The 23584-nt window shown below is 74.8% G+C and carries 13 protein-coding genes; 6 read left to right on the top strand and 7 right to left on the bottom strand.

Annotated features, from left to right (window positions below):
* Positions 1 to 153: 153 nt before the first annotated feature.
* A complete protein-coding gene (locus M0638_RS13810; protein WP_248667579.1) occupies positions 154 to 597 on the bottom strand; it encodes an acyl-CoA thioesterase in 444 nt (147 codons plus the stop codon).
* 147 nt (positions 598 to 744) lie between these two features.
* Between M0638_RS13810 and M0638_RS13805 the strand changes: the two genes are divergently transcribed.
* The 3 genes from M0638_RS13805 (at position 745) to M0638_RS13795 (ending at position 4324) form a co-directional block, all read left to right on the top strand.
* Positions 745 to 2106, top strand: a complete 1362-nt coding sequence (locus tag M0638_RS13805) for a bifunctional phosphopantothenoylcysteine decarboxylase/phosphopantothenate synthase (protein WP_248667578.1) — start codon at positions 745 to 747, stop codon at positions 2104 to 2106.
* Between the two features lie 160 nt (positions 2107 to 2266).
* Positions 2267 to 3115, top strand: a complete 849-nt coding sequence (locus M0638_RS13800) for a lysophospholipid acyltransferase family protein (RefSeq protein WP_248667577.1) — start codon at positions 2267 to 2269, stop codon at positions 3113 to 3115.
* Between the two features lie 123 nt (positions 3116 to 3238).
* Positions 3239 to 4324 carry a glycosyltransferase gene (locus M0638_RS13795; protein WP_248667576.1) on the top strand — a complete coding sequence of 362 codons (1086 nt, stop codon included), beginning with the start codon at positions 3239 to 3241 and terminating at the stop codon, positions 4322 to 4324.
* A gap of 114 nt (positions 4325 to 4438) precedes the next feature.
* Here the strand turns inward: M0638_RS13795 and M0638_RS13790 are convergent, their stop codons facing one another.
* On the bottom strand, positions 4439 to 5122 hold the full coding sequence (locus M0638_RS13790; RefSeq protein WP_248667575.1) for a hypothetical protein: 684 nt from the start codon (positions 5120 to 5122) through the stop codon (positions 4439 to 4441).
* A 278-nt stretch (positions 5123 to 5400) separates the two neighbouring features.
* Between M0638_RS13790 and M0638_RS13785 the strand changes: the two genes are divergently transcribed.
* Positions 5401 to 6411 (top strand): TRAP transporter substrate-binding protein, encoded by a 1011-nt coding sequence (locus M0638_RS13785; RefSeq protein ID WP_248667574.1) that lies wholly within the window; start codon positions 5401 to 5403, stop codon positions 6409 to 6411.
* A gap of 200 nt (positions 6412 to 6611) precedes the next feature.
* On the opposite strand, the gene M0638_RS13780 is transcribed toward M0638_RS13785, so the two are convergent.
* Together M0638_RS13780 and M0638_RS13775 are read right to left on the bottom strand one after the other, a co-directional pair.
* Positions 6612 to 6914: a hypothetical protein gene (locus M0638_RS13780; RefSeq protein WP_248667573.1), complete on the bottom strand. Its 303-nt coding sequence runs from the start codon at positions 6912 to 6914 to the stop codon at positions 6612 to 6614.
* Positions 6915 to 7347: 433 nt separating this feature from the next.
* Positions 7348 to 9657 carry an NADP-dependent malic enzyme gene (locus tag M0638_RS13775; protein WP_248667572.1) on the bottom strand — a complete coding sequence of 770 codons (2310 nt, stop codon included), beginning with the start codon at positions 9655 to 9657 and terminating at the stop codon, positions 7348 to 7350.
* Positions 9658 to 10187: 530 nt separating this feature from the next.
* Between M0638_RS13775 and mutS the strand changes: the two genes are divergently transcribed.
* Together mutS and M0638_RS13765 are read left to right on the top strand one after the other, a co-directional pair.
* Positions 10188 to 13046, top strand: coding sequence for a DNA mismatch repair protein MutS (gene mutS, locus M0638_RS13770; RefSeq protein ID WP_248667607.1), 2859 nt, complete (start codon positions 10188 to 10190; stop codon positions 13044 to 13046).
* Between the two features lie 80 nt (positions 13047 to 13126).
* Entirely contained in the window at positions 13127 to 15895 is a 2769-nt protein-coding gene (locus tag M0638_RS13765; RefSeq protein ID WP_248667571.1) for a [protein-PII] uridylyltransferase, read from the top strand.
* Between the two features lie 296 nt (positions 15896 to 16191).
* Here M0638_RS13765 and M0638_RS13760 read toward each other — a convergent pair whose 3' ends face one another.
* The 3 genes from M0638_RS13760 to M0638_RS13750 all read right to left on the bottom strand — a co-directional run bounded on the left by M0638_RS13760 (position 16192) and on the right by M0638_RS13750 (position 23280).
* A complete protein-coding gene (locus M0638_RS13760; RefSeq protein ID WP_248667570.1) occupies positions 16192 to 18546 on the bottom strand; it encodes a xanthine dehydrogenase family protein molybdopterin-binding subunit in 2355 nt (784 codons plus the stop codon).
* A 173-nt stretch (positions 18547 to 18719) separates the two neighbouring features.
* Positions 18720 to 21872 carry an efflux RND transporter permease subunit gene (locus M0638_RS13755; RefSeq protein ID WP_248667569.1) on the bottom strand — a complete coding sequence of 1051 codons (3153 nt, stop codon included), beginning with the start codon at positions 21870 to 21872 and terminating at the stop codon, positions 18720 to 18722.
* A 4-nt stretch (positions 21873 to 21876) separates the two neighbouring features.
* Entirely contained in the window at positions 21877 to 23280 is a 1404-nt protein-coding gene (locus M0638_RS13750) for an efflux RND transporter periplasmic adaptor subunit (protein WP_248667568.1), read from the bottom strand.
* Between the last annotated feature and the right edge of the window lie 304 nt (positions 23281 to 23584).

The raw sequence follows: 23584 nt of genomic DNA, 5'->3' as shown, positions 1-23584 counted from the left end.
AGCCGCGCCGCCGCCCTGGCGCCGCAGGGCTGCCCGCTCGCGCGCGGCTGAGCGGCGGGGCGGCGCGGCGGAGCGGCGCGGCGCCGGCAATGCGCGGGCCGGTCGGCCCGCCCGGTTGTCGCCGGTCGGGCCGAGCCGGATCGGGCGCCCGGATCAGGCAAGGGTCTGGTCCGTCGCCTGCCAGGCCCGCGGCCGGCCGGCCGCGTCGATCGCCACGAAGGTGAACTCGGCCTGGGTCACCTTGAACCGCCCCGCCTGGCGCTGGCGCAGCACCCAGGCCTCGACGTGCAGCCGCAGCGAGGTGCGGCCGCGATGCACCGGCTCCGTGTAGCAGCACACGATGTCGCCGACCTGCACGGGGCGGTGGAAGGTCATGTCGGTCACCGCCACCGTTACCACCCGGCCGCGTGCGAGCTGGGAGGCCGCCATGCCGCCGGCGATGTCCATCTGCGACATGATCCAGCCGCCGAAGATGTCGCCGGCCGGGTTGGCGTCGGCCGGCATGGCCAGGGTGCGGACGGCGAGCTCGCCGCGCGGGGCGGCGTCCCCGCCCGCGGACCCGTTCCTGGCCCCGTTCGCGTTGTCGTCGTCGGGCATGGTCGCGGGCTCCGATGCGTCGGGGAGGGATGTGCTGCACCGCAGCATAGTGGCGGGGCGAGGCGCGGTGCCATGCCTTCGTGACATCGCCGCATTTCCCGCCGCCGGGCGATTCCGCACGCCGGTGAACTGCTCTACCCTGCCGCCATGCTCACGGGGAAACGCATCCTGCTGGTCGTCTCCGGCAGCGTCGCCGCCTACAAGGCGCTGGAGTTGGTCCGGTTGCTGCGCAAGGCCGGCGCCGGCGTCACCGGCATCCTGACAGAGGGCGGCGCCCGCTTCGTCACGCCGCACGCCCTGCAGGCCATCACCGGCGAGCGCGTCCACCGCGACCTGTGGTCGCTGGAGGGCGAGGCCGAGGTCGGCCATATCCGACTCGCGCGGATGCCGGACCTCGTGGTGGCGGCGCCCGCCTCGGCCGACCTGATCGCGCGGATGGCGCACGGGCTGTGCGACGACCTCGCCGCCACCGTGCTGCTGGCCACCGAGCGCCCGATCCTGCTCGCCCCGGCGATGAACCCCACCATGTGGAACCACCCCGCCACCCGCGCCAACGTGGCGGCGCTGCAGGGGCGCGGCGTGCGCCTGGTCGGCCCCGACAGCGGGGCCATGGCCGAGCCGGAGAGCGGCCCCGGCCGCCTCGCCGAGCCGGAGGCGATCCTCGCCGCCGTCGCCGCGCTGCTGGGGGCGGCGGGCGTGGCGGCGCCCCCCGGTGCCGGGGAGGCGATCGTCGGCGGCGCCGGTGCCGCCGCGACGGCGGGGCCGCCGCCCGATCCCGCCGCCGGGCCGCCGCCGGGCCGGGCATCGGCGCCCCCCGGCCCGCTCGCCGGCCGTCACCTGCTCGTCACCGCCGGGCCGACGCACGAGCCGATCGACCCGGTGCGCTACATCGCCAACCGCTCCTCCGGCCGGCAGGGCTACGCCATCGCCGCGGCGCTCGCGGCACTGGGCGCGCGGGTGACGCTGGTCTCCGGCCCGGTCGGCCTGCCGGACCCGCCCGGCGTCGCCGTGCGCCGCGTCGAGACCGCGCGCGAGATGCTGGCCGCCTGCGAGGTGGCGCTGCCCGCCGACGCCGCCGTCTGCGCCGCCGCCGTGGCCGACTGGCGCGTGGCGCGCGAGGCCGGGCACAAGCTGAAGAAGGTGCCCGGCCAGCCGCCGCCGCCGCTGCCGCTCGCCCTCAACCCGGACATCCTGGCCACCCTCGCCGCGCCCGGGCCGCGCCGGCCCCGCCTCGTGGTCGGCTTCGCCGCCGAGACCGAGCACGTCGTCGAGCACGCGCGGGAAAAGCGCGCCCGCAAGGGTTGCGACTGGATCGTCGCCAACGATGTCTCCGGCGACGTGATGGGCGGCGAGGAGAACACCGTGCACCTGGTGACCGAGGCGGGGGTCGAGGACTGGCCGCGCCTGCACAAGTCGGCGGTGGCCGAGCGCCTCGCGTCGCGCATCGCCGCGGCGATGCCGCCCGGCATGGCCGGCGCGCCGGGCCCCGTGTCCGCCGCGGCTTCATGAGGGCGTCCCGCCCGGGCGGGGCGGCCGCCGGCGGCCGCTCCCGGCGCCGCGTCGCGCGGCCGGGCGTGTCGTCGGGTGGGATCGCCGCGGGTGGGCGCAACCCGGCCGCGGACCGGCGGCGCGGGACCCGCGGGGGCGGTCATGCCGCGGGCCGGCGCCGATGAACGCCATCGTGCCGCCGCGCGACACGGCGCTGGGCCCGCCCGGTCGGCCCGGCCGGGACCCGCCCTCGCCGGTCGCGCTGCGCTCGCCGCTCTGGTTCGGCTTCTTCCGCCTCGTCTTCCTCCGCTTCTTCCGCCGCCACATGCGGGCCCTGCGCCTCGCGCGCTGGGGGTGGCCGGAAGCGCCGGACGGCGTGCCGCTGGTGGTCTTCGCCAACCATCCCTCCTGGTGGGACGGCATGGCCTTCATGCTGCTCTCGACCCGGCTCTTTCCCGGCCGGCCGATGTTCATCCCGATGGCCGCCACGGCGCTCGGGCGCTACGGCTTCATGCGTCGGCTCGGCGTGTTCGGCGTGGAGCCCGGCGCGCGCGGCGCCGTGCGCTTCCTGCAGGTGAGCGCCGAGGTGCTCGCCGCGCCCGCGCACATGCTCTGGCTGAACGCGCCCGGCCGCTTCTGCGACGCGCGCGAGCGGCCGGTGCCGATCGCCCCGGGCCTGGTGCGCCTCGCCGAGGTGGCGCCCGAGGCGCACTTCCTGCCGCTCGCCATGGAATACCCGTTCTGGAGCGAGCGCGCGGCCGAGATGCTGGCCGCCTTCGGCCCGCCGATCACGGGGGCTGTTCTGCACGGCATGGACCGGCAGACGCGCGCCGCGTATCTCGCCGGGGCGCTGGAGGATGCGATGGACCGTCTGGCCGAGGACGCGATCAGCCGCGACGCGGCGCGCTTCGACACGGTGCTGGCGGGGCGGGAAGGGATGGGCGGCATCTACCAGGGCTGGCGCCGGCTGCGAGCCTGGCTCGGCGGGGAGCGCTTCGATCCGAGGCACGACCCCGGGGCGGATCGGTGACGCGCCCGGCCTTCGCCGTGCGTCCCGGCCTCACCCGCACCGGCCCGGTGGGCGAGGCCGGGGCCGTCGCGACGGGGGGCGTGAGGGGGCGGGCATGAGGGGGGGCGGCATGAGGGAGCGGGCATGGGCCTGATCGCGCTGGCGCTGGTCGCCCTGCCGGTGGTGCTCGGCATCGCCAACCTGCTGCTGCAGCGCCGCGCCCATGGCCCGGCGCCGGCAGGGGCGCTGGTCTCGATCCTGATCCCCGCCCGCGACGAGGCGGCGCGGATCGGCCCCTGCCTCGCCGCCGCCCTCGCCTCCAGGGGCGTCGCGGTCGAGGTGCTGGTGATGGATGACGGCTCCACCGACGGCACCGGCGAGGTGGTGCGCCGCCTCGCCGAGGGCGAGCCGCGCCTGCGGCTGCTGCGCGCCCCGCCGTTGCCGCCGGGCTGGTCGGGCAAGGTGCATGCCTGCTGGCGGCTGGCCGAGGCGGCGCGCGGCACGCACCTGCTGTTCATCGACGCCGACGTGGCGCTGGCGCCCGGCGCCGCGGCCGCCCTGGCCGGCCACGCGGCGCGACGCGGCATCGCCCTGGTGAGCGGCGTGCCGCGCCAGGTGATCGGCAGCCTCGGCGAGGCGCTGACGGTGCCGGCGATCAACCTGCTGCTGCTCGGCTACCTGCCGGGCGTGGGCGGTGCCTTCACGCGCCTGCCCGGCCTCGGCGCCGCCTGCGGCCAGCTGCTGCTGTTCGACCGCGCGGCCTATTTCGGATCCGGCGGCCACGCGGCGCTGCGCGGCACGCTGCATGACGGTCTGGCCCTGCCGCGCCACCTGCGCGCCGGCGGCTGGCGCACGGAGATGGTGGACGGCGCCCCGCTGGCCCGCTGCCGCATGTATGGCGGCTTCCGCGAGGCGTGGCGCGGCTTCGTCAAGAACGCGCACGAGGGCATGGCGACGCCGCTCGGCCTGCCGGTCTGGACCGTGCTGCTGGCCGGCGGCCACCTGCTGCCCTGGCTGGTGCTGGAGGACCCGGCGGGGCTCGCGGCGGCGCTGCTCGGGCTCGGGCTGCGCGCGGCGGTGACCCGCCGGGCGCGCGAGCCGTGGTGGACCGTGCCGCTGCACCCGGCGACGGTCGCGGTGGCGCTGGCCATCCAGTGGAACGCGCTGCTGCGCACGGCACTCGGCCGGCCGGCGGCGTGGAAGGGAAGGGCGTATCCGGCGGCCCCCTGAAGGGCGATATCGCAGGAGCGAGTCCCGGGGGCGGCATGCGGGCGACGACGTTGCGGGCGGCCGCGTTCTCCGGCGGATCGCCGTCCCGGTCGGCCGGGGCGCCGCCGGGAGCCTTCAGAGCGGCCGGATCGGGACCGGCGGCGGCAGCGAGCCCGGCCGGGCCGGGGCGGCGGCGGGCGGCAGCGGCTCCTCGCGCACCGGCGGAACCGAAGGCGGAACCGATGCCGGCCCCGATGAAGGCCCGGGCGCCCCCTCGGCCGGTCCGGCCTGGAGCCAGTCGCGCAGGGAGCGGCGCACCTGGTACTCGAACTCCACGTTCAGGTCGTCCATCGTCTGGCGCAGCAGCAGGTCGGCGGCCTCGACGGTCATGTAGCCCGGCAGGGTCTGGGTGCGCAGCGCCTGGGCCTCGGCGAAGCCGACTCGGGCACCCTCGGGCGAGATGACCTCCAGGCGGCAGCGCAGCGTGCAGGTCAGCCGGTCCTGGCTGCCGAGTCGCTCGCTCAGCAGGCTCGCCGCCTGGATGACGAAGCGCCCCTGGCCGCCCTGGCCCACCGCGACCAGCCGGTCGCGCGCCATGATCGCCATGGCCTCGGCGGGGGCGACCGGGACGGGAATGGAGGCGACCGGCGCGCCCTGGTCCACCTCGATCGAGGCGACGTTGAGCCGCAGCGGCGTCAGGTAGCGGTAGCCGATCGGGCCGGGCATCACCGCCGGCAGGGGCGGCGCGGGCGGCGGCCCGCCGCAGGCGACGAGGGGGCTCAAGGGCAGCAGCAGGGCGAGTCGCCGGTTCAGCTCCATGAGGCCGATTCTCTCCGCGGCCCCGGCCGCTCGTCCAGAGCCGATCCGGTCCGGGCCCGCACCGGCCGGCGGCCCGGCGCGATGCGCGCGCGCCACGGCAGCGTTGCCCCCATGCCGCGGTCGGCGGCGGCGCGCCGTCGTCGCGGCCGGCCGCGATGGACGGACTCGGGCGGGAGAGGCATGACAGGCGGGAACGCCCACCGAATCGTGGCACGGCCCACCCGCCGGCGCCGCCCGCCGATCCGCGGCAGCCCGCCGCCTGCCGGAGCCGACCCGCCATGAGACGCCGCACGCTGCTCGCCCTGCCGCTGACCGCGCCCGCCGTGTCGTCGGCCCTTGCCGGCCAGACGGCGGTGCCGGCGGCAGGCGCCACGGACGCCATGGCGACGGAGTACCCGGCGAACGCCATGCCGGGCGAGGGCGTCGCGCACTTCACGGCGGCGCTGACCCGGCTCAGCGGCGGCGCCCTGACGCTCACGCCGAGCTTCGACGCGGCGCTCGGGATCCGCTCGGCCGGCATGCTGGCGGCGGTGCGGGAGGGCCGGCTGCCGGCCGCCGACGCCTTCGCCGGCTCGATGGCCGCGGACGATCCGCTGTTCCTGCTCTCCTCGCTGCCCTTCCTCACCGCCTCCTTCGCCGATGCCCGCCGGCTCTACGACGCGGCGCGGCCGGCCTACGCGGAAGCCCTCGCCGGGCGCGGCGCCCGGCTGCTCTACGCGACGCCCTGGCCGCCCTCCGGCCTGTGGACGCGGACGCCGCTGCGCCAGGCGTCGCAGCTCGACGGGCTGCGCGTGCGCACCTACGACGCCACCGGCACCGAGGTGCTGCGCGCGGCGGGCGCGCAGGCCGAGGTGCTCTCCTTCGCCGACGTGATGACCCGGCTGCGCACCGGCACGCTGGACGCGGTGCTGAGCTCCGGCGACGGCGGCGCCGGGCGGCGCCTCTGGGAGCAGCTGCCGAGCTTCACGGTGCTGAACTACGCCTGGCCGCTCAGCCTCGCCTTCTTCTCCGAGGCACGCTGGCAGTCGCTCTCCCCGACGCTGCGCGAGGCGGTGGCGGCGGCGGCCCTGGAGACCGAGGCGCGGCAATGGGCGGCGATCGGCACGCGCATCGAGGCCAACCGGGCGACCATGCGCGCCAACGGAGTCACGCTGGTGGCGGACCCGGAGCCGGCGCTGGGCGAGCGCCTGACGCAGGCGGCGCGGCGGACGGTGGAGGACTGGACGGCGCGTGTCGGCGAGCGCGGGGCGGCGGTGCTGCGCCGCTATGGCGGCCCGCAGCCCCGCTGACCGCGGGGGCGTCGCCGCCCGGCGCGCCCGGAGCAGGCGCCCGACGCACGCGTCCGGCGCGCTCCCGGGGCGGGTTTCCGCCTCCCCCGGACGCGTCCGCCGGGGCCGGCGTGCCGGCTTCCTGGCCGTGAGGCGGGCCAGGACGCGCGGCGCCGTGGCGCGTCAGGCGGCCGGCCCGCGCGGTGGCCGGCGGACCGCGTTCATTCGACCGTGGCGCGCAACCATTGCTCGCCTTCCGCCGGCAGGCCGCACCAGGCCGCGTTGTCGGAAACGCGGGTCACCAGCATCAGGCCGGGCGTGCCGCCCGCCCGTCCGAGCGCACGGACCAGGACGTCGCGCAGGTAGGTGGGCGAGACGGAGGTGTTGAGCAGCACCGAGCAGGACGAGACGTGCCAATGGGTCGGGGCCAATTCCCAGATCGCGTCATGGAAGGCGCGCAGCGCGTCCGGGCTGGTTGCCGTGCCGGGCATGTCGAGGTCGTGGACGACGAGGGTGAGCGGCATTCCATCTGCTCTCCTTGCGCGGCCGCCGGCCCCGGCAGGGGCCGGCCCGGCTGGCTCTGTCGATCCTGTCGGGATCCGGCGCTCAACGTCCGGGGCTGGAAGATGTTCTGCCGGGGCACCGCCTGCGCGCCTGTCGCAATAATGCGCCCGATCGCGGCCAAGGCAAAGCGGACACAATCGACGGGCGAGCAGGCTGTGCGAAAACGCACGAAGGATGTGGCCGGGGGGCATCCCACGCCCGTCCCTCTCCGTCCTGGCCCCCTCCGCCCTGGCCCCGGAGAGGTGGGCTTCCGGGGGCAGGGCGTCCCGGCCCGGGGCGGGGAAGGGGCATCGGGGGAGATCCGGCCCGGGCCCGCCTCCGGGCCTCGAGGGGCCGTCCCTGCCGGGCTCCCGCCACCGGTGGATCCGGTGACGGCAGGCCCGGCCCGTCGGCTCAGCGATGCACCGCCGCGTGGGCGGCGAGGCAGGCCATGTCGAGGATCTGGTTCACGCCCGCCTCCATCGGCACGATCTGCACCGGGTGCGACAGGCCGACCACCAGCGGCCCGATCACGGTCGCGCTGGTCAGCCGCGGCACCGCGCGCGTCAGGATGTGCGCGGCGTGCAGGCCGGGGCAGATCAGCACGTTGGCCGGGCCGGTGAGGCGGCAGAACGGGTAGAGCGCGCGCAGCGCCGGGTCGAGCGCCACGTCCGCCGCCATCTCGCCGTCGAACTCGAAGTCGACGCCGCGCTCCTCCAGCAGCCGCACCGCCTCGCGCACGCTGCCGGGGATCGACCCCTTCGGGTCGCCGAAGGTGGAGAAGGAGAGGAAGGCGACGCGCGGCTCGTGCCCCATGCGCCGCGCCACGGCGGCGCTGCGGATGGCGATGGAGGCGAGCGTCGCGGCGTCCGGCCGCTCGTGGACCGCGGTGTCGGCCACGAAGACGGTGCCGGAGCGGCGGCTCATCAGCAGGGTCAGGCCGAAGAGCGGGCTCGCCGCGCCCTCGGTCTCCGGCGTCTCCTCCGGATCCACCGCCATGCTGATGCCCTCGAGCGCCACGGAGTAGGATCGCGTCAGCCCCGTCACCATCGCGTCCGCGTCGCCGAGCGCCACCATGCAGGCGCCGAACACGTTGCGGTCCAGGTTGACCAGGCGCTGGCAGTCGCGGAACAGGAAGCCCTGGCGCTGGCGGCGCTCGTAGAGGTAGTCGGCGTAGCGGCGGTTGCTATCGGAGAGGCGGGCGTTGTGGATCTCGATGCCGTCCGGCAGCGGGATGCCGAGCGCCGCCACGGTGGACATGATGCGGTCCTCGCGCCCGACCAGCACCGGCGTGCCGTAGCCCGCGTTGCGGAAGGCGATGGCGGCGCGCACCACCTTCTCCTCCTCGCCCTCGGCGAACACCACGCGCTGCGGGTTGGCGCGCACGCGCTCGGTGATGGTCTCCAGCGCCATCGCCGTGGCGTCGAGCCGGCCGGCCAGCTCGCGCGCGTAGCGGGCGAGGTCGATCATCGGCCGGCGCGCCACGCCGCTCTCCATCGCCGCCTTCGCGACGGCGGGCGGCACGCGGGCGATCAGGCGCGGGTCGAAGGCGTTGGGGATGATGTACTCGGGCCCGAAGCGCAGGGCGGGGCCGGCGCCGGCGCTGCCCACCTCCTCCGGCACGTCCTCGCGCGCCAGCATGGCGAGCGATTCGGCCGCCGCGATCTTCATCGCCTCGTTGATGGTCGAGGCGCGGACGTCCAGCGCGCCGCGGAAGATGTAGGGGAAGCCGAGGACGTTGTTGACCTGGTTCGGGTAGTCCGAGCGGCCGGTCGCGATGATGCAGTCCGGCCGCGCCGCGCGCGCCTCCTCGGGCGTGATCTCGGGGTCGGGGTTGGCCATGGCGAAGATGATCGGGCGCTCGCCCATGGCGCGCACCATGTCCTGCGTCAGCGCGCCCTTCACCGAGAGGCCGAAGAAGGCGTCGGCGCCGACCAGCGCCTCGGCCAGCGTGCGGGCTTCGGTCTCCACCGCGTGCGCGGACTTCCACTGGTTCATGCCGGCGGTGCGGCCGCGGTAGACCACGCCCTTGGTGTCGCACAGGATCACGTTGTTCGGGCGCACGCCCATCGCCTTGAGCAGCTCGACGCAGGCGATCGAGGCGGCGCCGGCGCCGTTCACCACGAGCTTGAGGTCGGCCAGCGCGCGCCCGGTCAGGTGGCAAGCGTTGATCATGCCGGCGGCGGCGACGATGGCGGTGCCGTGCTGGTCGTCGTGGAAGACCGGGATGTCCATCAGCTCGCGCAGCCGCTGCTCGATCACGAAGCACTCGGGCGCCTTGATGTCCTCGAGGTTGATGCCGCCGAAGGAGGGGCCGAGGAAGCGCACGGCGTTGACGAACTCGTCCACGTCCTCGGTGTTCACGCACAGGTCCATGCCGTCCACGTCGGCGAAGCGCTTGAACAGCGCGACCTTGCCCTCCATCACCGGCTTGGAGGCCAGCGCGCCGAGGTTGCCCAGGCCGAGCACGGCGGTGCCGTTCGAGACCACCGCCACGAAGTTCCCCTTGCTCGTGTAGTCGTAGGCCAGCGCCGGGTTGCGCGCGATGTGCAGGCAGGGCTCGGCGACGCCGGGCGAGTAGGCGAGGGAGAGGTCGCGCGCCGTGGTCAGCGGCTTGGTCAGCCGGATCTCCAGCTTGCCGGGCCGGCCCTCGGCATGCATCGCCAGCGCCTCCTCGGCGGTGATCCGGGCGGTGCGGCGATCCTGGGCCGGGGTGCTGTCCATTGGCATGGCTGGTTCCTTTCGTGCGCCGAGCCTGGGGTCCGGCAGAATTGTTTTGCGTTCTCTGGCGCAACTTTGGTCGAAAGTCACTATGGCCGGGGAAGGCCGACGCCGGAAGCGGCCGGGTGTGCGGTTGCGAAGCGCGGCCGGGCGGAGGGCCCGCCCGGCCCATGCGCGGCGGCGGGGAGGCAGCGGATGGACGGTGGCGGGCCGGCCGCGCGGCCGGAACCGACGCGGGAAGCATGGCGCCCATGAGCGCGCGGAGCGCAGCTTCGGCTTTCGCGGTGCGCCGAGGCCCGCTAGCGTGCCGCATCCCGATGAGCAGCACGACCCTTTCCGCTGTCGCGGCGCGCGGCAGGCCGTCCGCCTCCGCGAGGCGCCGGCCCGAGACGGGCGGCGAGGCCGAGGCGGCGCCCGGCCCCGGCGCCGCGGACGGGCATGCCCCGGCCGGTCGGACGGCGGACGGCCGGTCCGGCGACGGACCGGCGCGCCCCGCCTTTCCCTTCCCGCCCGCCGAGGGCGCCACCCCGGCCATGGCGCAATGGTTCGCGGCCAAGGCGCGCCACCCGGACGCCCTGCTGTTCTTCCGCATGGGCGACTTCTACGAGATGTTCTTCGGCGATGCCGAGGCGGCGGCGGCGGCGCTCGGCCTGCTGCTCAGCCATCGCGGCGAGCATCGCGGCGCGCCGGTGCCGATGTGCGGCGTGCCGGCGCACAGCCACGAGGGCTACCTCGCCCGGCTGATCCGGCAGGGATTCCGCGTCGCCATCTGCGAGCAGATGGAGACGCCCGAGGAGGCCAAGCGCCGCCGCGCCACCGCCGTCCGGCGCGAGGTGGTGCGGCTGGTGACGCCCGCCACCGTCACCGAGGACGCGCTGCTGGAGGCCGGCCGTCCGGCCTGGCTGCTGGCCCTCGCCCCGGCCGCCCCCGTCGCCGAGGGCGCCGCGCCGGACGAGGCGGCCGCGCTCGGCGCCGCTTGGCTCGACGTCTCGACAGGCGCCTTCGAGACCGAGGCCACCACCCTGGCCGAGCTGCCCGCCCTGCTGGCGCGGCTGGAGCCGGCCGAGGTGCTCGCCCCCGCCGGCCTGCGCGACGCGCCGGCGCTGCGCCCGGTCTGCGGCCGGCTGGTCGAGGTGCCGCCGCCGCGCGACCCGGCCCGCCGCGTCGCCGCGCAATTCGCGGTGGCGACGCTGGACGGCTTCGGCCGCTTCGCCGCCGCCGAGATCGCCGCCGCCGCCATGGCGCTCGACTATCTCGGCGCCAGCCAGGGCTCCGGCCCGGATGCCGCCGGCCTGCCGGGCGCGGCGCCGACCCTTTCGCCCCCGTGCCCGCGCGGCGGCCAGGGCGTGCTGCAGATGGACGCGGCGACGCGCCGCTCGCTGGAGATCACCCGGCCGCTCGGCGCCGAATCGACCGAGGCGGGCGGCCACGCCGGTGCTCCCCTGAGTGGTGCCCTTGGTGGCCCACTGGGCGGCCGGCGCGCCAACGGCACGCTGCTCGGCGCGGTGGACTGCACCGTCACCGCCGCCGGCGGGCGGGAGCTGGCCTCGCGCCTCGCCTGCCCGCTGGCCGAACTGGCGCCGGTGGCGGCCAGGCACGACGCGGTGGCCTGGCTGCTCGCCGCCGGGCCGCTGCGCGCGGCGGTGCGCGAGACGCTGCGCGGCACCCCCGACCTCGCCCGCGCGCTGGGCCGGCTTTCCTTCGACCGCTTCGCCCCGCGCGATCTCGCCGCGGTGCGCGACGGGCTGGCGCGCGCCGGGCGGATCGCCGGGGCGCTCGCGGCCTGTCCCGCGCTGCCGCCTCTGCTGCACGAGGCCGTCGTCGCGCTGCGTCCCGAGCCGAGCCCGGAAGCCGAGCTGGCCTGCGCCCTGGCGGAGAACCTGCCGGCCCGGCTGGAGGAGGGCGGCGTGGTCGCCGCCGGCTACGATGGCGAGCTGGACGCGCTGCGGCGCCTGCGGGACGGCGCCCGCGAGGCGATCGCGGCGCTGCAGCTCGATCTCGCCCAGGCCTGGGGCGTCGCGGCGCTGAAGATCCGCCACCACCAGCAATTCGGCTTCCTGGCCGAGCTGCCCTCGGCCGCCGGCGAGCGGCTGCTGCGCGAGGCGCCGCGCGGGCTCCGCCCCGAGCACGCGCCGGTGCACCGCCAGACCATGGCGAATGCCCACCGCTTCACCTGCCCGGCGCTGGCCGAGCTCGACCGGCGCGTGGCCGAGGCGGGCGAGCAGGCGGGGAAGCGCGAGCGCCGCGTGGTGGCGCATCTGCGCCAGCGCTGCCTCGACGCCGCCGCCGGGCTGCGCGCCGCCGCCGCCGCGCTGGCCGAGATCGACGTCCACGCCGCCGCCGCCGAGCTGGCCGCGGGCGCGGGCTGGTGTCGGCCGGAGCTGACCGAGCGGCCGGAATTCCGCATCCGGGGCGGCCGCCACCCGGCGGTGGAGGCGGCGCTGGCCATGGCGCGCGGCCCGGCCTTCGTGCCCAACGACTGCGACCTCTCGCCCGGCCGCCGCCTCTGCCTGCTCACCGGCCCGAACATGGCCGGCAAGTCCACCTATCTCCGGCAGAACGCGCACCTCGCCATCCTGGCCCAGGCCGGGCTGTTCGTGCCGGCGGCGAGCGCCCGCATCGGCATCGTCGACCGGCTGTTCTCGCGCGTCGGCGCCTCGGACGACCTCGCCGGCGGGCGCTCCACCTTCATGGTGGAGATGACCGAGACGGCGGCGATCCTGAACCAGGCGACGCCGCGCAGCCTCGTCGTGCTGGACGAGGTGGGGCGCGGCACCGCCACCTGGGACGGGCTCGCCATCGCCTGGGCGGTGCTGGAGGCGCTGCACGACCGCCTCCGCTGCCGCACCGTCTTCGCCACCCATTTCCACGAGCTGGTCTCGCTCGCCGGCAAGCTGCCGGAGCTGCGCCTGGCCACCATGCGGGTGCGCGAGTGGCGCGGCGAGGTGGTGTTCCTGCACAGCATCGGCGAGGGGGCGGCGGAACGCTCCTGGGGCCTGCACGTCGCGCGCCTGGCCGGCGTGCCGCGCCCGGTGCTGGCCCGCGCCGAGGCGGTGCTGCACTCGCTGGAGGGGCGCGCCAGGGCGCTGGCGCCGCTCGCCGAGGAGATGCCGCTCTTCGCGCGCGCCGGCGACGGGGGCGTGGAGGCGCCCGGCACGGCGCGCGCGGGGCCGCCATCGGTCGCCGGCGTGGAACCGGCGCCGCCGCCCGCGACTTCTGGCAGCACGCCGGCGATGCCGCCACGGGCCACGCCGCCGCCCCATCCCGCGCTGGCGGCGCTGGCCGCGCTCGATCCCGATGCGCTGACGCCGCGCGCGGCACAGGACATGCTCTATCGTCTGCGCGCCATGCTCGACGCGGCGGCGCAGGACGCGGAAGGCTCGCAGGAATGAACCGGATGGATGCAGTCGAGGGCCCGACCGGAAGCATCCCTGCCCCGCGCGAGCCGCAGCGTGGCGCCGGGGAGACCGCCATGGCCACCAATGCGCCGCAGGTCATCCCCGACCTGATCGCCAATCTGGTGAAGGGGGAGGGCGGCGAGCCGGTGCGGCGCGACGCCGGGCTGGGCCTGCTGCGCCGCCAGCTCGGCCGCATCCAGGGCGAGGTGCAGCGTGCCTTCGAGGCGCAGCAGCTCACCGGCCTCGCCGCCGCGCGCTGGCTGGCCGCGCTGAACGACGGCCTGCTGCACGCCATCCTCGCCTACGCCCAGGCGCTGAATCCGCCGAAGAGCGCCGCCGAGGCGGCCGAGCCGCCCTTCGCCCTGGTCGCGACCGGCGGCTACGGCCGCGGCGTGCTCGCGCCCTTCTCCGACATCGACCTGCTGTTCCTGAGCGACAGGCCGCTCGGCGCGCGCGGCCGGCGGGTGGTGGAGGCGATGCTCTACCTGCTCTGGGACATCGGCCAGAAGGTCGGCCACGCCACGCGCTCGATCGACGAGTGCCTGGAGGATGCCGCCGGCGACGTCACCGTGCAGACCGCGCTGCTCGATGCCCGCTTCCTGTTCGGCGAGCGCGCCATCTTCGAGCGCTTCGACGCCCGCTTCGCCGAATGGCGCAAGGGGACGGGGTTCGACCCGTTCCTGCACGCCAAGCGCGCCGAGCGCCAGGCGCGCCACCAGCGCTACGGCGACAGCCCCTTCCTGGTCGAGCCGCACATCAAGGAGGGGCGCGGCGGCCTGCGCGACATCCAGACGCTGCACTGGCTGGCGCGCTACGCCTTCGGCATCAGGCGCCTGGGCGAGCTGGTGGGCCCCGCCTCGCCCGGCGGCGGGCTGCTGACCGTGCACGAGGAGCGGGCGATCCACCGCGCCTGGGACTTCCTCTGGACCGTCCGCTTCCACCTGCACTACGGCGCCGGCCGCGCCGAGGAGCGGCTGACCTTCGACATGCAGCCCGTGATCGGCGCGCGCATGGGCTATACGCGACACGGCCGCCAGGACGGCGTCGAGCGCTTCATGAAGCACCTGTTCCTGACGGTGCGCGACGTGGTGCGGCTGTACCGGCTGCTGGAGCCGGCCATCGTGCGCGCGGCGCTCGGCCCCGTCGCGGTGGTGCCGCCCTCCGACCCGGCGCTGGCGGCCGCCGGCTTCGCGCTGGCCGACGGCAAGCTGATCCTCGCCCCGAACCGCTCCTTCTCGGACGAGCCGGTGCTGATGCTGCGGATCATCCGCGCCGCGCGGGACCGCGGGCTGGAGCTGCACCCGCTGGCGCTGCGCGCGCTGATCCGCTCCACCCGTTACGCCAACCGGCTGCGCGGACAGGCGGAGGCCAACGCGGCGTTCCTCGACATCCTGCTGGGCAAGGATCCGGCGCGCTGGCTGCGCGTGCTGAACGAGGCGGGGTTCCTCTCGCGCTTCATGCCGGACTGGGCCCGCATCACCGGGCTGATGCAGTTCGACACCTACCACGTCTTCACCGTGGACGAGCACACGATCGAGGCGATCAGCGTGCTGCGCCAGCTTGAGAACGGCGAGCTGAACGAGGTGGCGCCGGTGGCGAGCGAGATCGCGCCGCAGCTCGATTCCCGGCGCGCCCTGCATGTCGCGACGCTGCTGCACGACATCGCCAAGGGGCGCGGCGGCGACCACTCGGAGCTGGGCGCGCGGATCGCGCAGGACCTCTGCCCGACGCTCGGCCTGACCGCCGAGGAGACGGAGACGGTCTCCTGGCTGGTGCTGCACCACCTGCTGATCAGCCAGACCGCCTTCAAGCGCGACATCGAGGACCCCAAGACCATCCTCGACATCGCCGACCTCGTGCAGTCGCCCGAGCGGCTCAAGCTGCTGATGGTGCTGACCGTCTCCGACATGCGCGCCGTCGGCCCCAAGGTGTGGAACGGCTGGAAGGCGACGCTGCTGCGCGAGCTGTACTGGCGCGTGGCCGAGGTGCTGGCCGGCGGCCTCTCCGTGCCCGAGCGCGACGTGCGCGTGCGCCGCGCGCGCCAGGCCGTGGCGGCGCTGCTGGCGGACCGGCCGCAGGAGGAGGTGGACCGCTTCCTCGGCCTCGGCTACCCCGGCTACTGGCTCTCCTTCGACGCCGAGACGCATGCCCGCCATGCCGCGCTGATCCGCGAGGCGCAGCTCAACAAGGCGCCGCTCACCGTCCGCACCCGCGTGCTGGAGAGCCGCGCCGTGACCGAGGTGCTGGTCTACGCCGCCGACCACCCCGGCGTGTTCAGCCGCATCGCCGGGGCGCTCGCGGTCGCCGGCGCCAGCATCGTCGACGCGCGCATCCACACCATGACCGACGGCATGGCGCTCGACACCTTCTGGGTGCAGGACGCCTCGGGCCGCGTCTTCGAGCAGCCGCACCGCCTGGCGCGGCTTTCCGTGCTGATCGAGCAGGCGCTTTCCGGCCGGCTGAAGCTGGAGCAGGAGATCGCCAAGGTGCGGCGCGAGCCGGCGCGGCTGCGCGCCGTGACGGTGCCGCCGCGCGTGGTGATCGACAACCACGCGAGCAGCAGCCACACCGTGATCGAGGTGAACGGCCGCGACCGGCCCGGCCTGCTGCACGACGTCACCGCCGCGATCAGCGAGCAGGGCGTGCAGATCGCCTCCGCCCACATCACCACCTACGGCGTGCGCGCGGTGGACGTGTTCTACGTCAAGGACCTGTTCGGGCTGAAGATCGAGAACGAGCGCCGCCTCGCCTCGCTGCGTGCCCGGCTGCTGGCGGCGCTGGCGCCGCCGGAGCCCGAGGGCGGCGTCGCGGTGCCGGTGCGGCGGCAGAAGAACGCGGCGTAGAAGCCTTCCTGCGGCGCGCGTGCCGGGGAAGGCGCCGCCTTCCCCGAACCCCATCCGCCCCTCGGAGCAGGCTCCGCCTTCCCCGAACCCCATCCGCCAGGAGGGCGAGGCCCTCCTGGACCTCTGTTCGTTTGCGTCCGGGAGGTTGAAACGCTCCGGATATCCTTATCCGAATGGGGTTTCCAAAGGGGCTTCGCCCTTTGGCGGGAGGGTTCCAGGGAGGGCAGCGCCCTCCCGCGGGAGGGTTCCAGGGAGGGCTGCGCCCTCCCTGGGCGCCGGGGCCGAAGCCCGGCGCCTCAGGCCGCCAGCCTCGCCTGCGCCAGCGCCTTCCACACCGTCTCCGGCGTCGCCGGCATGTCGAGATGCGTCACGCCGGTCCCGGCCAGCGCGTCCACCAGCGCGTTCATCAGCGCCGGCGGCGAGCCCACCGCCCCCGCCTCGCCGGCGCCCTTCACCCCGAGCGGGTTGGTCTCGCAGGGGATCTCGACGAACTCCACCTCGATGTCCGGCAGGTCCTCGGCGCGCGGCAGGGCGTAGTCCATGAAGCTCGCGGAGAGGAGCTGGCCGCTCTCCGGGTCGTAGGCGGTGCGCTCGTGCACCGCCTGGCCGATGCCCTGCGCCACGCCGCCATGCACCTGCCCGCGCACGATCATCGGGTTGATCGGGTGGCCCACATCGTCCACCACCACGTAGCGCTCGACGGCGACCAGCCCGGTCTCGGGGTCGATCTCCACCTCGGCCATGTGGCAGCCGTTCGGGAAGGTGTGCGATCTGATCTCCGCCACCTCGGCGGCGTCGAGCAGCGTCGCGTCCTCGCCGCGCGCCACCTTCTCGCGCTGGGTGCGGGCGAGCGTCAGTATGTCGATGGCGCGGTCGGTGCCGGCGACGGCGAAGCGGCCGGAACCGGCCCCCGCCCCGTGCCCGGCGTCGAACTCGATGTCCACCACGGCGGCTTCCAGCGCCTCGGCGGCGGCCTGCTTCCCCTTCTCGATCACCGTCGCCGTGGTCGCCATGATGGCGATGCCCTCGGAGTAGAGCGAGCGGGCGCCGCCGGTGCCGCCGCCGGTCGGGATCTCGTCGGAATCGCCCTGCAGCACGCGGATCTTCTCGATCGGCACGCCGAGCTGGTGGCTGGTCAGCATGGCGTAGGCGGTCTCGTGCCCCTGGCCGGTGGACTGCGTGCCGACCAGCACCTCCACCCAGCCATCGGCGGCGAAGCGCACCTCGGCGCGCTCGCTCGGCGCGCCGCCCGTGGCCTCCAGGTAGTAGGCCATGCCGATGCCGCGCCGCCTGCCGGCGGCCTCCGAGGCGGCGCGGCGGGCCGGGAAGCCGGCCCAGTCCATCCGGTCGAGCGCGATGTCGAGCACGCGCGCGAACTCGCCGGAATCGTAGGGCTGGCCCATCGCCGAGCGGTAGGGCATGGCCGAGGGCGGCACCATGTTGAGCTTGCGCAGCGCCACGCGGTCGCGCCCCGTCTCGCGCGCCGCGGCGTCGATCAGGCGCTCCACCAGGTAGTTGCTCTCCGGCCGGCCGGCGCCGCGATAGGCGTCCACCGGCACGGTGTTGGTCAGCACGCCGATCACGTTGGCGTAGATCGCCTGGAAGCCGTAGACGCTGGCCAGCACCTTGGTGCCGGCCATGGTCGGGATCATCGGCGCGTAGTTGGAGAGGTAGGCGCCCATGCCGGCGAGGTTGCGGGTGCGCAGCGCCAGGAACCTCCCGTCCGCGTCCAGCGCCAGCTCGCCGTCGGTGACGTTGTCGCGGCCATGCGTGTCGGAGAGGAAGGCCTCGGTGCGGGCGCTGGTCCACTTCACCGGGCGGCCCAGCTTGCGCGCGGCGTAGCAGACCAGCGCGTGCTCGGCGTAGAGGAACAGCTTCATGCCGAAGCCGCCGCCGACATCGCCGGTGACGACGTGGAAGCGGTCCTCCGGCAGGTCGAACACGGCCTGCGCCAGCATCTGCCGCACCTGCCACGACCCCTGGGTGTTGGTGGTCAGCTTCCAGCGGCCGGTGGCGGCGTCGTAGGCGGCGTTGGCGGCGCGGGCCTCCATGCTGTTGACCACGACGCGGTTGTTGACCACGCGCAGCTTCGTGACGTGCGCCGCCCGGGCGAACAGCGCCTCGACCTTCGCCCGGTCGCCCACCTCCCAGTCGAAGCAGACGTTGTTCGCGGCGCCCGGCCAGGCCAGCGGCTGCCCTGGCTCGGTGGCCGTGGCGAGGTCGGTGACGGCGGGCAGCAGCTCGTACTCGACCGCGATCGCCTCCGCGCCGTCGCGCGCCGCCTCGGCCGTCTCCGCCACCACGAAGGCGATCGGGTCGCCGACATGGCGCACCGTGCCGTCGGCCAGCACCGGGTGCGGCGTCTCGGCACGCGAGGAGCCGTCGCGGTTCTTCATCGGGATGACGCAGGGAATCTCGCCGATGCCGTCCGCCTTCAGCTCGGCCGCGGTGTAGGCGGCGAGCACGCCGGGCAGGGCGAGGGCCGGCGCGACGTCCAGCGCGGTGATGCGGGCATGGGCGTGGGGCGAGCGCAGCAGCACGCCGTGCGCCTGCCCGGGCAGGCTGACATCGTCCGTGTAGCGACCCTCGCCGCGCAGCAGCCGCGGGTCCTCGATGCGGCGCACCGCCTGGCTGAGACCGAACTTCGCCATGGTCGTCCCCCGATCCGATGTGTTTGGCCACATCATCGGGGAGAATGGGGCGGCGGGGAAGGTGGGCAAGGGCAGGGGCGCCGCCACCGCCCCCGGCGGCCCGCGCCGGCCGCGGGGGGCCGCCGGGGGCGGTGGAGAGGGGGCGGGAAGGGCGCTTCCCGCCCCGGCGGGTGCTACTCTGCCGCCTCGTGCACCTTCTTGTGCGGTGTCCTGCGCCGGAACAGGCGCTTGCCGCGCTCGCGCACCGCCTGGAACACCACGTAGAGCATCGGGATCATGAAGATGCCGACGATCGAGGCGGCGAGCATGCCGCCGGCCACCGGCGTGCCCACGGCGCGGCGCGAGAGGCTCGCCGCGCCGCTGGCGAAGACCAGCGGCAGCAGGCCGAGCACGAAGGCGATCGAGGTCATCATCACGGCGCGGAACCGCAGGCGGGAGCCCTCGATCGCCGCCTCGCGGATGCCCATGCCGCGCTCGCGCGCATCCTTGGCGAACTCGATGATCAGGATGCCGTTCTTGGCGGCCAGCGCGATCAGCACGACGAGGCCGATCTGCGCGTAGACGTCGAGCGACAGGCCGAACAGCTTGATCGCGAGGAAGGAGCCGAGGCCGCCCACCGCCACGGAGAGCAGCACGGGCACCGGGATCATCCAGCTCTCGTACAGCGCCACCAGGAACAGGTAGGCGAACAGCACGGCGAGGGCGACGACGTAGATGGTCTGCCCGGCCGCGAGCTTCTCCTGGTAGGCGGTGCCGGTCCACTCGAAGCTGAAGCCCTGCGGCAGGGCGCGCTGCGAGAGCTGCTCCATGGCGGCCAGCGCGTCGCCCGAGGAGACGCCCGCGCGCGGCGAGCCGTTGATCAGCACGGCGCGGTAGTTGTTGTACCGGCTGATGGTCTGGGGGCCCAGGACCACGCGGATGTCGGCGAGCGCGCGCAGCGGCACCATGTCGCCGCGGCTGCTGCGCACCCGCAGGCGCCAGATGTCGTCGATCTGCCGCCGGTCGTTCGCCTCGGCCTGGATGTTCACCTGCCAGGTGCGGCCGAACAGGTTGAAGTCGTTGACGTAGAGCTGCCCCATCGAGGCCTGGAGCGCGGTGAAGATCGAGGAGATCGGCACGCCGAGCGCCTGCGCCTTGTCGCGGTCCACGTCGAGGAAGTAGCTCGGGTTGTTGGCCGAGAAGGTGGAGAAGACCTGCTGCAGCCGCGGGTCCTGGTTGGCCTGCACGACGAGGCCGAGCATGGCGCTGCCGAGCTCCGCCGGGTCGCGGCCCTGCAGGTCCTGGAGCTGGTACTCGAAGCCGCCGCCGGTGCCGAGGCCGATGATGGGCGGCAGGTTGAAGGCCACCACCGTCGCGGTGCGCACCTGCGCGCCGGCGCCGAACACCCGCCCGATCGCCGCCTGCACCGAATCGGCCGCCGTGGTGCGGTCCTCGAAGGGCTTGAGGCGGACCACCATGAAGGCGGTGTTAGGCTGCGCGCCGCCGTCGATCAGGCTGAAGCCGACGATCGACAGCACGTTCTGCACCGACTGGATGCCCTTGGCGATCCCCTCCACCTGCTGCACCGCCTCGCGCGTGCGCGAGAGCGAGGCGCCGGGCGGGAGCTGCACCTGGATGAAGAAGGCGCCCTGGTCCTCCTGCGGCAGGAAGCCCTGCGGCGTGTCGCGGCCGATCACGAAGATGGCGAAGGCGAAGCCCGCCGTGATCAGCAGCGAGACCACGGCGAAGCGCACCAGCCGCTGCACCACGGCGGCGTAGCCGTCGCGGGTCTTGTCGATCGCCTTCAGCACGTACTTGATCGGGCCGCGCTTCGGCCCGGTGTGGCGCAGGATCACGGCGCAGAGCGCGGGCGAGAGCGTCAGCGCGTTGATGGCCGAGATCACCATGGCGGCCGAGATGGTCACCGCGAACTGGCGGAACAGCACGCCGGAGAGGCCGGGGATGAAGGCGATCGGCACGAACACCGAGAGCAGGACCAGGGTGATGGCGATGATCGGCGCGGTGATCTCGCGCATCGCCTGCTTGGTCGCCTCGGCCGGCGTCAGGTCGGGGTGCTCCTCCAGCACGCGCTCGACGTTCTCCACCACCACGATGGCGTCGTCCACCACGATGCCGATCGCCAGCACCATGGCGAGCAGCGAGACGGTGTTGGCGCTGTAGCCCATCACCAGCAGCACCGCGAAGGCGCCGATCAGGCTGACCGGCACGGCGATGGTGGGGATCAGCGTCGCCCGGCCGGAGCCGAGGAACAGGTAGACCACCACCACCACGATGGCGAAGGCCTCCAGCAGGGTGCGGATCACCTCGTGGATCGTGTCGGTGACGAAGGTGGAGCTGTCGTAGAAGACCAGGGCGTGCATGCCCGGCGGGAACCGGGTGGCGAGCTGGTCCATCGTCTTCTGCATGGCGGCGGCGACGTTCACCGCGTTGGCGCCGGGCTGGAGGTAGACGCCGACCGTCACCGCCGGGCGGCCGTTCAGCCGGCTCTGCGTGTCCATGCTCTGCGCGCCGAGGTCGACGCGCGCCACGTCCCGCACCCGCAGCACCGAGCCGTCCGGGTTGGCGCGGATGATGATGTTGCCGAACTGCTCGGGCGTGATCAGGCGCCCGAGCGTCTGGATGTTCATCTGCACCTGCTGGTCGTCCGGCATCGGCTGGGCGCCGATGCGGCCGACCGCGGCCTGCACGTTCTGGCTCTGAATCGCCGCCACGATGTCCTGCGGCGTCATGTTGAGCTGGGTCAGCCGGTCGATCTCGAACCAGATCCGCATCGAGTAGTTCATCAGGCCGAACTGGTTCACCTGGCCCACGCCCGGCACGCGCGCCATGGTGTCGATCATGTTGATCGTGGCGTAGTTGCTCAGGAACAGCGGGTCGTGGTCCGGGTTGTCCGAGTAGATGGCGATGAACTGCAGCACCGAGGAGGACTGCTTGCGCACGGTGAGGCCGGCGCGCTGCACCTCGGTCGGCAGGCGCGCGAGGTTGGCCTGGATGCGGTTGTTGACGTTGACGGTGTTGATGTCGGGGTTGGAGCCGAGCAGGAAGGAGACGCTGAGCGAGTAGGAGCCGTCGTTGCCGCTGTTCGAACGCATGTAGATCATGTTCTCGACGCCGTTGACGGCGCTTTCGATGATCTGCCCGACCGTCGCCTCCACCACCGCCGCCGAGGCGCCGGGGTAGTTGGCCGTCACCGAGACCTGCGGCGGCACGATGTCCGGGAACTGCGCCACGGGGATGCGCAGCATGGCGAGGGCGCCCGCCAGCGTCATCACGATGGCGATGACGATAGCGAGCCTGGGACGGTCGACGAAGACGGCGGAGATCATCGGCTCAGTTCCGTCCCTGGCTGCCGCCCGTGCCCTGCTGCTGGGTGGCGCCGCCGGCCGCGGGCTGCTGGCCGGAACCTCCCTGCCCTGGGCCGCCCTGGCCTGGGCCGGCGCCCTGGGGCGGGGCAGACGCGCCGCCGGCCGGCGTCGCGCCCCCCGTCCCCCCTCCCGGCGTCCCGCCGGGCGCTCCACCGGGTCCCCCACCGGGCCCCCCACCGGGCGCCGCGCCGGGCACGCGGGCCGCGGCCACGGGCTGGGCGTTCACCGGCTGGCCGGGGCGGACGCGCTGCACGCCTTCGGTGATGACCCGCTCGCCGCCGCGCAGCCCGTCATCGACCACCACCATCTCGGCGATGTTGCGACCGAGCCGCACGCCGGCGCGCTGCGCCTTGCCCTCCTGGTCCACCACGAAGACGTAGGAGCCCTGCTGGTCCTGCAGCACGGCGGCGCGCGGGATCAGCACCGCCTGCACCGGCTCCGCCCCCTCCACCAGCACGGTGACGAACTGGCCGTCGATCAGCTCGCGGTCGGCGGTCTGGCCGTTGCCGAGCTGGCGGCGGGGGTTCGGGATCAGGGCGCGGATCAGCAGCGTGTCCATGCTGCGGTCGATCTGCGTGTCGATGAACTCGATCCGCCCCGACTGGCCGTAGATCCGCCCGTCGGTCAGCCGGATCCGGATCACCACGGCGTTGACGCCGCCGCGGTTCTCGTAGCGGTTGCGCAGCTCCAGGGCCTGCCGCTGGCTGACCGTGAACACCACGCGCATCGGGTCCTGGCTGACGATGGTCGCGATGGTGCCGGCGTTCGGGCCGACCACGTTGCCGGGGGTGATCACGGCCTGGCCGATGCGGCCGTCCACCGGCGCCACGATGTCGGTGTAGGCGAGGTTGATCTCGGCCACCCGCACCTGCGCCTGGGCGCCGAGCACGTTGGCCGCCGCGGTGCGCTCCTGCGCCACGGCATTGTCCACGTTCACCTGCGTGCCGGCCGAGGTCTGCACGAGCTGGCGGGCGCGGGCGAGCGTCACCTGGGCGTTGGCGGCCTGCGCCTGGGCCGAGGCGAGGGTGGCCTGGGCCTGGGCGAGCTGCGCCTCGAAGGGCGGCCGCTCCAGCCGGAACAGCACCTCGCCGGCCTTCACCTCCTGGCCTTCCTGGAACAGGCGCTGCTGCAGGAAGCCGGTGACGCGCGCGACCAGCGCCACGCGGTTCACCGCCTCGATGCGGCCGGTGAACTCCGTGCTCTCGGTGATCGGCCGGCGCGCGGCGGTGATGACGCCGACCGCGGGGGGGCCGCCCGCGCCCGGCATCTGCGCCAGCGCCGCGCGCGGCGCGACGGGGCCGAGCAACGACAGCACGAGCAGCAGGGAGGCCACCGACCCCCGGGGCAAGCGCGTGACAGCAGGACGCATGCAGCGAATTCTCCAGAAGGCCGGATGGCCACCACGCACTGGTGCCGCGCCGGCACGGCGCGGCCGGGAAGGACGCCATGCATTCATGGTCGACCACCGGTCAGGCCGCTGCTGCCTGGGCACGATCTGGCGCGCGACTCCGCGCCACGCCACCTCCCCCGATCCGTCGGCATGCTGGCGGCATCGGGAGTTGGATCACGGGAGCGTCGTTGCAGGCAAGTGGCCCTGCGGTGCCCGGCTGGTCAAGCGCCGGCGTGCCCGCCCCGCCCCGGCCCTCGGCGGCGGGGAGAGCCTGCTCCGCCGC

Source organism: Roseomonas acroporae, assembly GCF_023223525.1.
GTDB classification, from domain to species: domain Bacteria; phylum Pseudomonadota; class Alphaproteobacteria; order Acetobacterales; family Acetobacteraceae; genus Roseomonas_E; species Roseomonas_E acroporae.
Note: the sequence above shows the minus strand (reverse complement) of the source record. Positions and strands in the feature narration are given on the sequence as shown.

What these genes read in the sequence shown, in the direction of transcription:
- M0638_RS13810 (WP_248667579.1), bottom strand. Translation starts at nt 597, where the DNA reads ATGCCCGACGACGACAACGCGAACGGGGCCAGGAACGGGTCCGCGGGC.
- M0638_RS13805 (WP_248667578.1), top strand. Translation starts at nt 745, where the DNA reads ATGCTCACGGGGAAACGCATCCTGCTGGTCGTCTCCGGCAGCGTCGCC.
- M0638_RS13800 (WP_248667577.1), top strand. Translation starts at nt 2,267, where the DNA reads ATGAACGCCATCGTGCCGCCGCGCGACACGGCGCTGGGCCCGCCCGGT.
- M0638_RS13795 (WP_248667576.1), top strand. Translation starts at nt 3,239, where the DNA reads ATGGGCCTGATCGCGCTGGCGCTGGTCGCCCTGCCGGTGGTGCTCGGC.
- M0638_RS13790 (WP_248667575.1), bottom strand. Translation starts at nt 5,122, where the DNA reads ATGGAGCTGAACCGGCGACTCGCCCTGCTGCTGCCCTTGAGCCCCCTC.
- M0638_RS13785 (WP_248667574.1), top strand. Translation starts at nt 5,401, where the DNA reads ATGAGACGCCGCACGCTGCTCGCCCTGCCGCTGACCGCGCCCGCCGTG.
- M0638_RS13780 (WP_248667573.1), bottom strand. Translation starts at nt 6,914, where the DNA reads ATGCCGCTCACCCTCGTCGTCCACGACCTCGACATGCCCGGCACGGCA.
- M0638_RS13775 (WP_248667572.1), bottom strand. Translation starts at nt 9,657, where the DNA reads ATGGACAGCACCCCGGCCCAGGATCGCCGCACCGCCCGGATCACCGCC.
- mutS (WP_248667607.1), top strand. Translation starts at nt 10,188, where the DNA reads ATGGCGCAATGGTTCGCGGCCAAGGCGCGCCACCCGGACGCCCTGCTG.
- M0638_RS13765 (WP_248667571.1), top strand. Translation starts at nt 13,127, where the DNA reads ATGGCCACCAATGCGCCGCAGGTCATCCCCGACCTGATCGCCAATCTG.
- M0638_RS13760 (WP_248667570.1), bottom strand. Translation starts at nt 18,546, where the DNA reads ATGGCGAAGTTCGGTCTCAGCCAGGCGGTGCGCCGCATCGAGGACCCG.
- M0638_RS13755 (WP_248667569.1), bottom strand. Translation starts at nt 21,872, where the DNA reads ATGATCTCCGCCGTCTTCGTCGACCGTCCCAGGCTCGCTATCGTCATC.
- M0638_RS13750 (WP_248667568.1), bottom strand. Translation starts at nt 23,280, where the DNA reads ATGCGTCCTGCTGTCACGCGCTTGCCCCGGGGGTCGGTGGCCTCCCTG.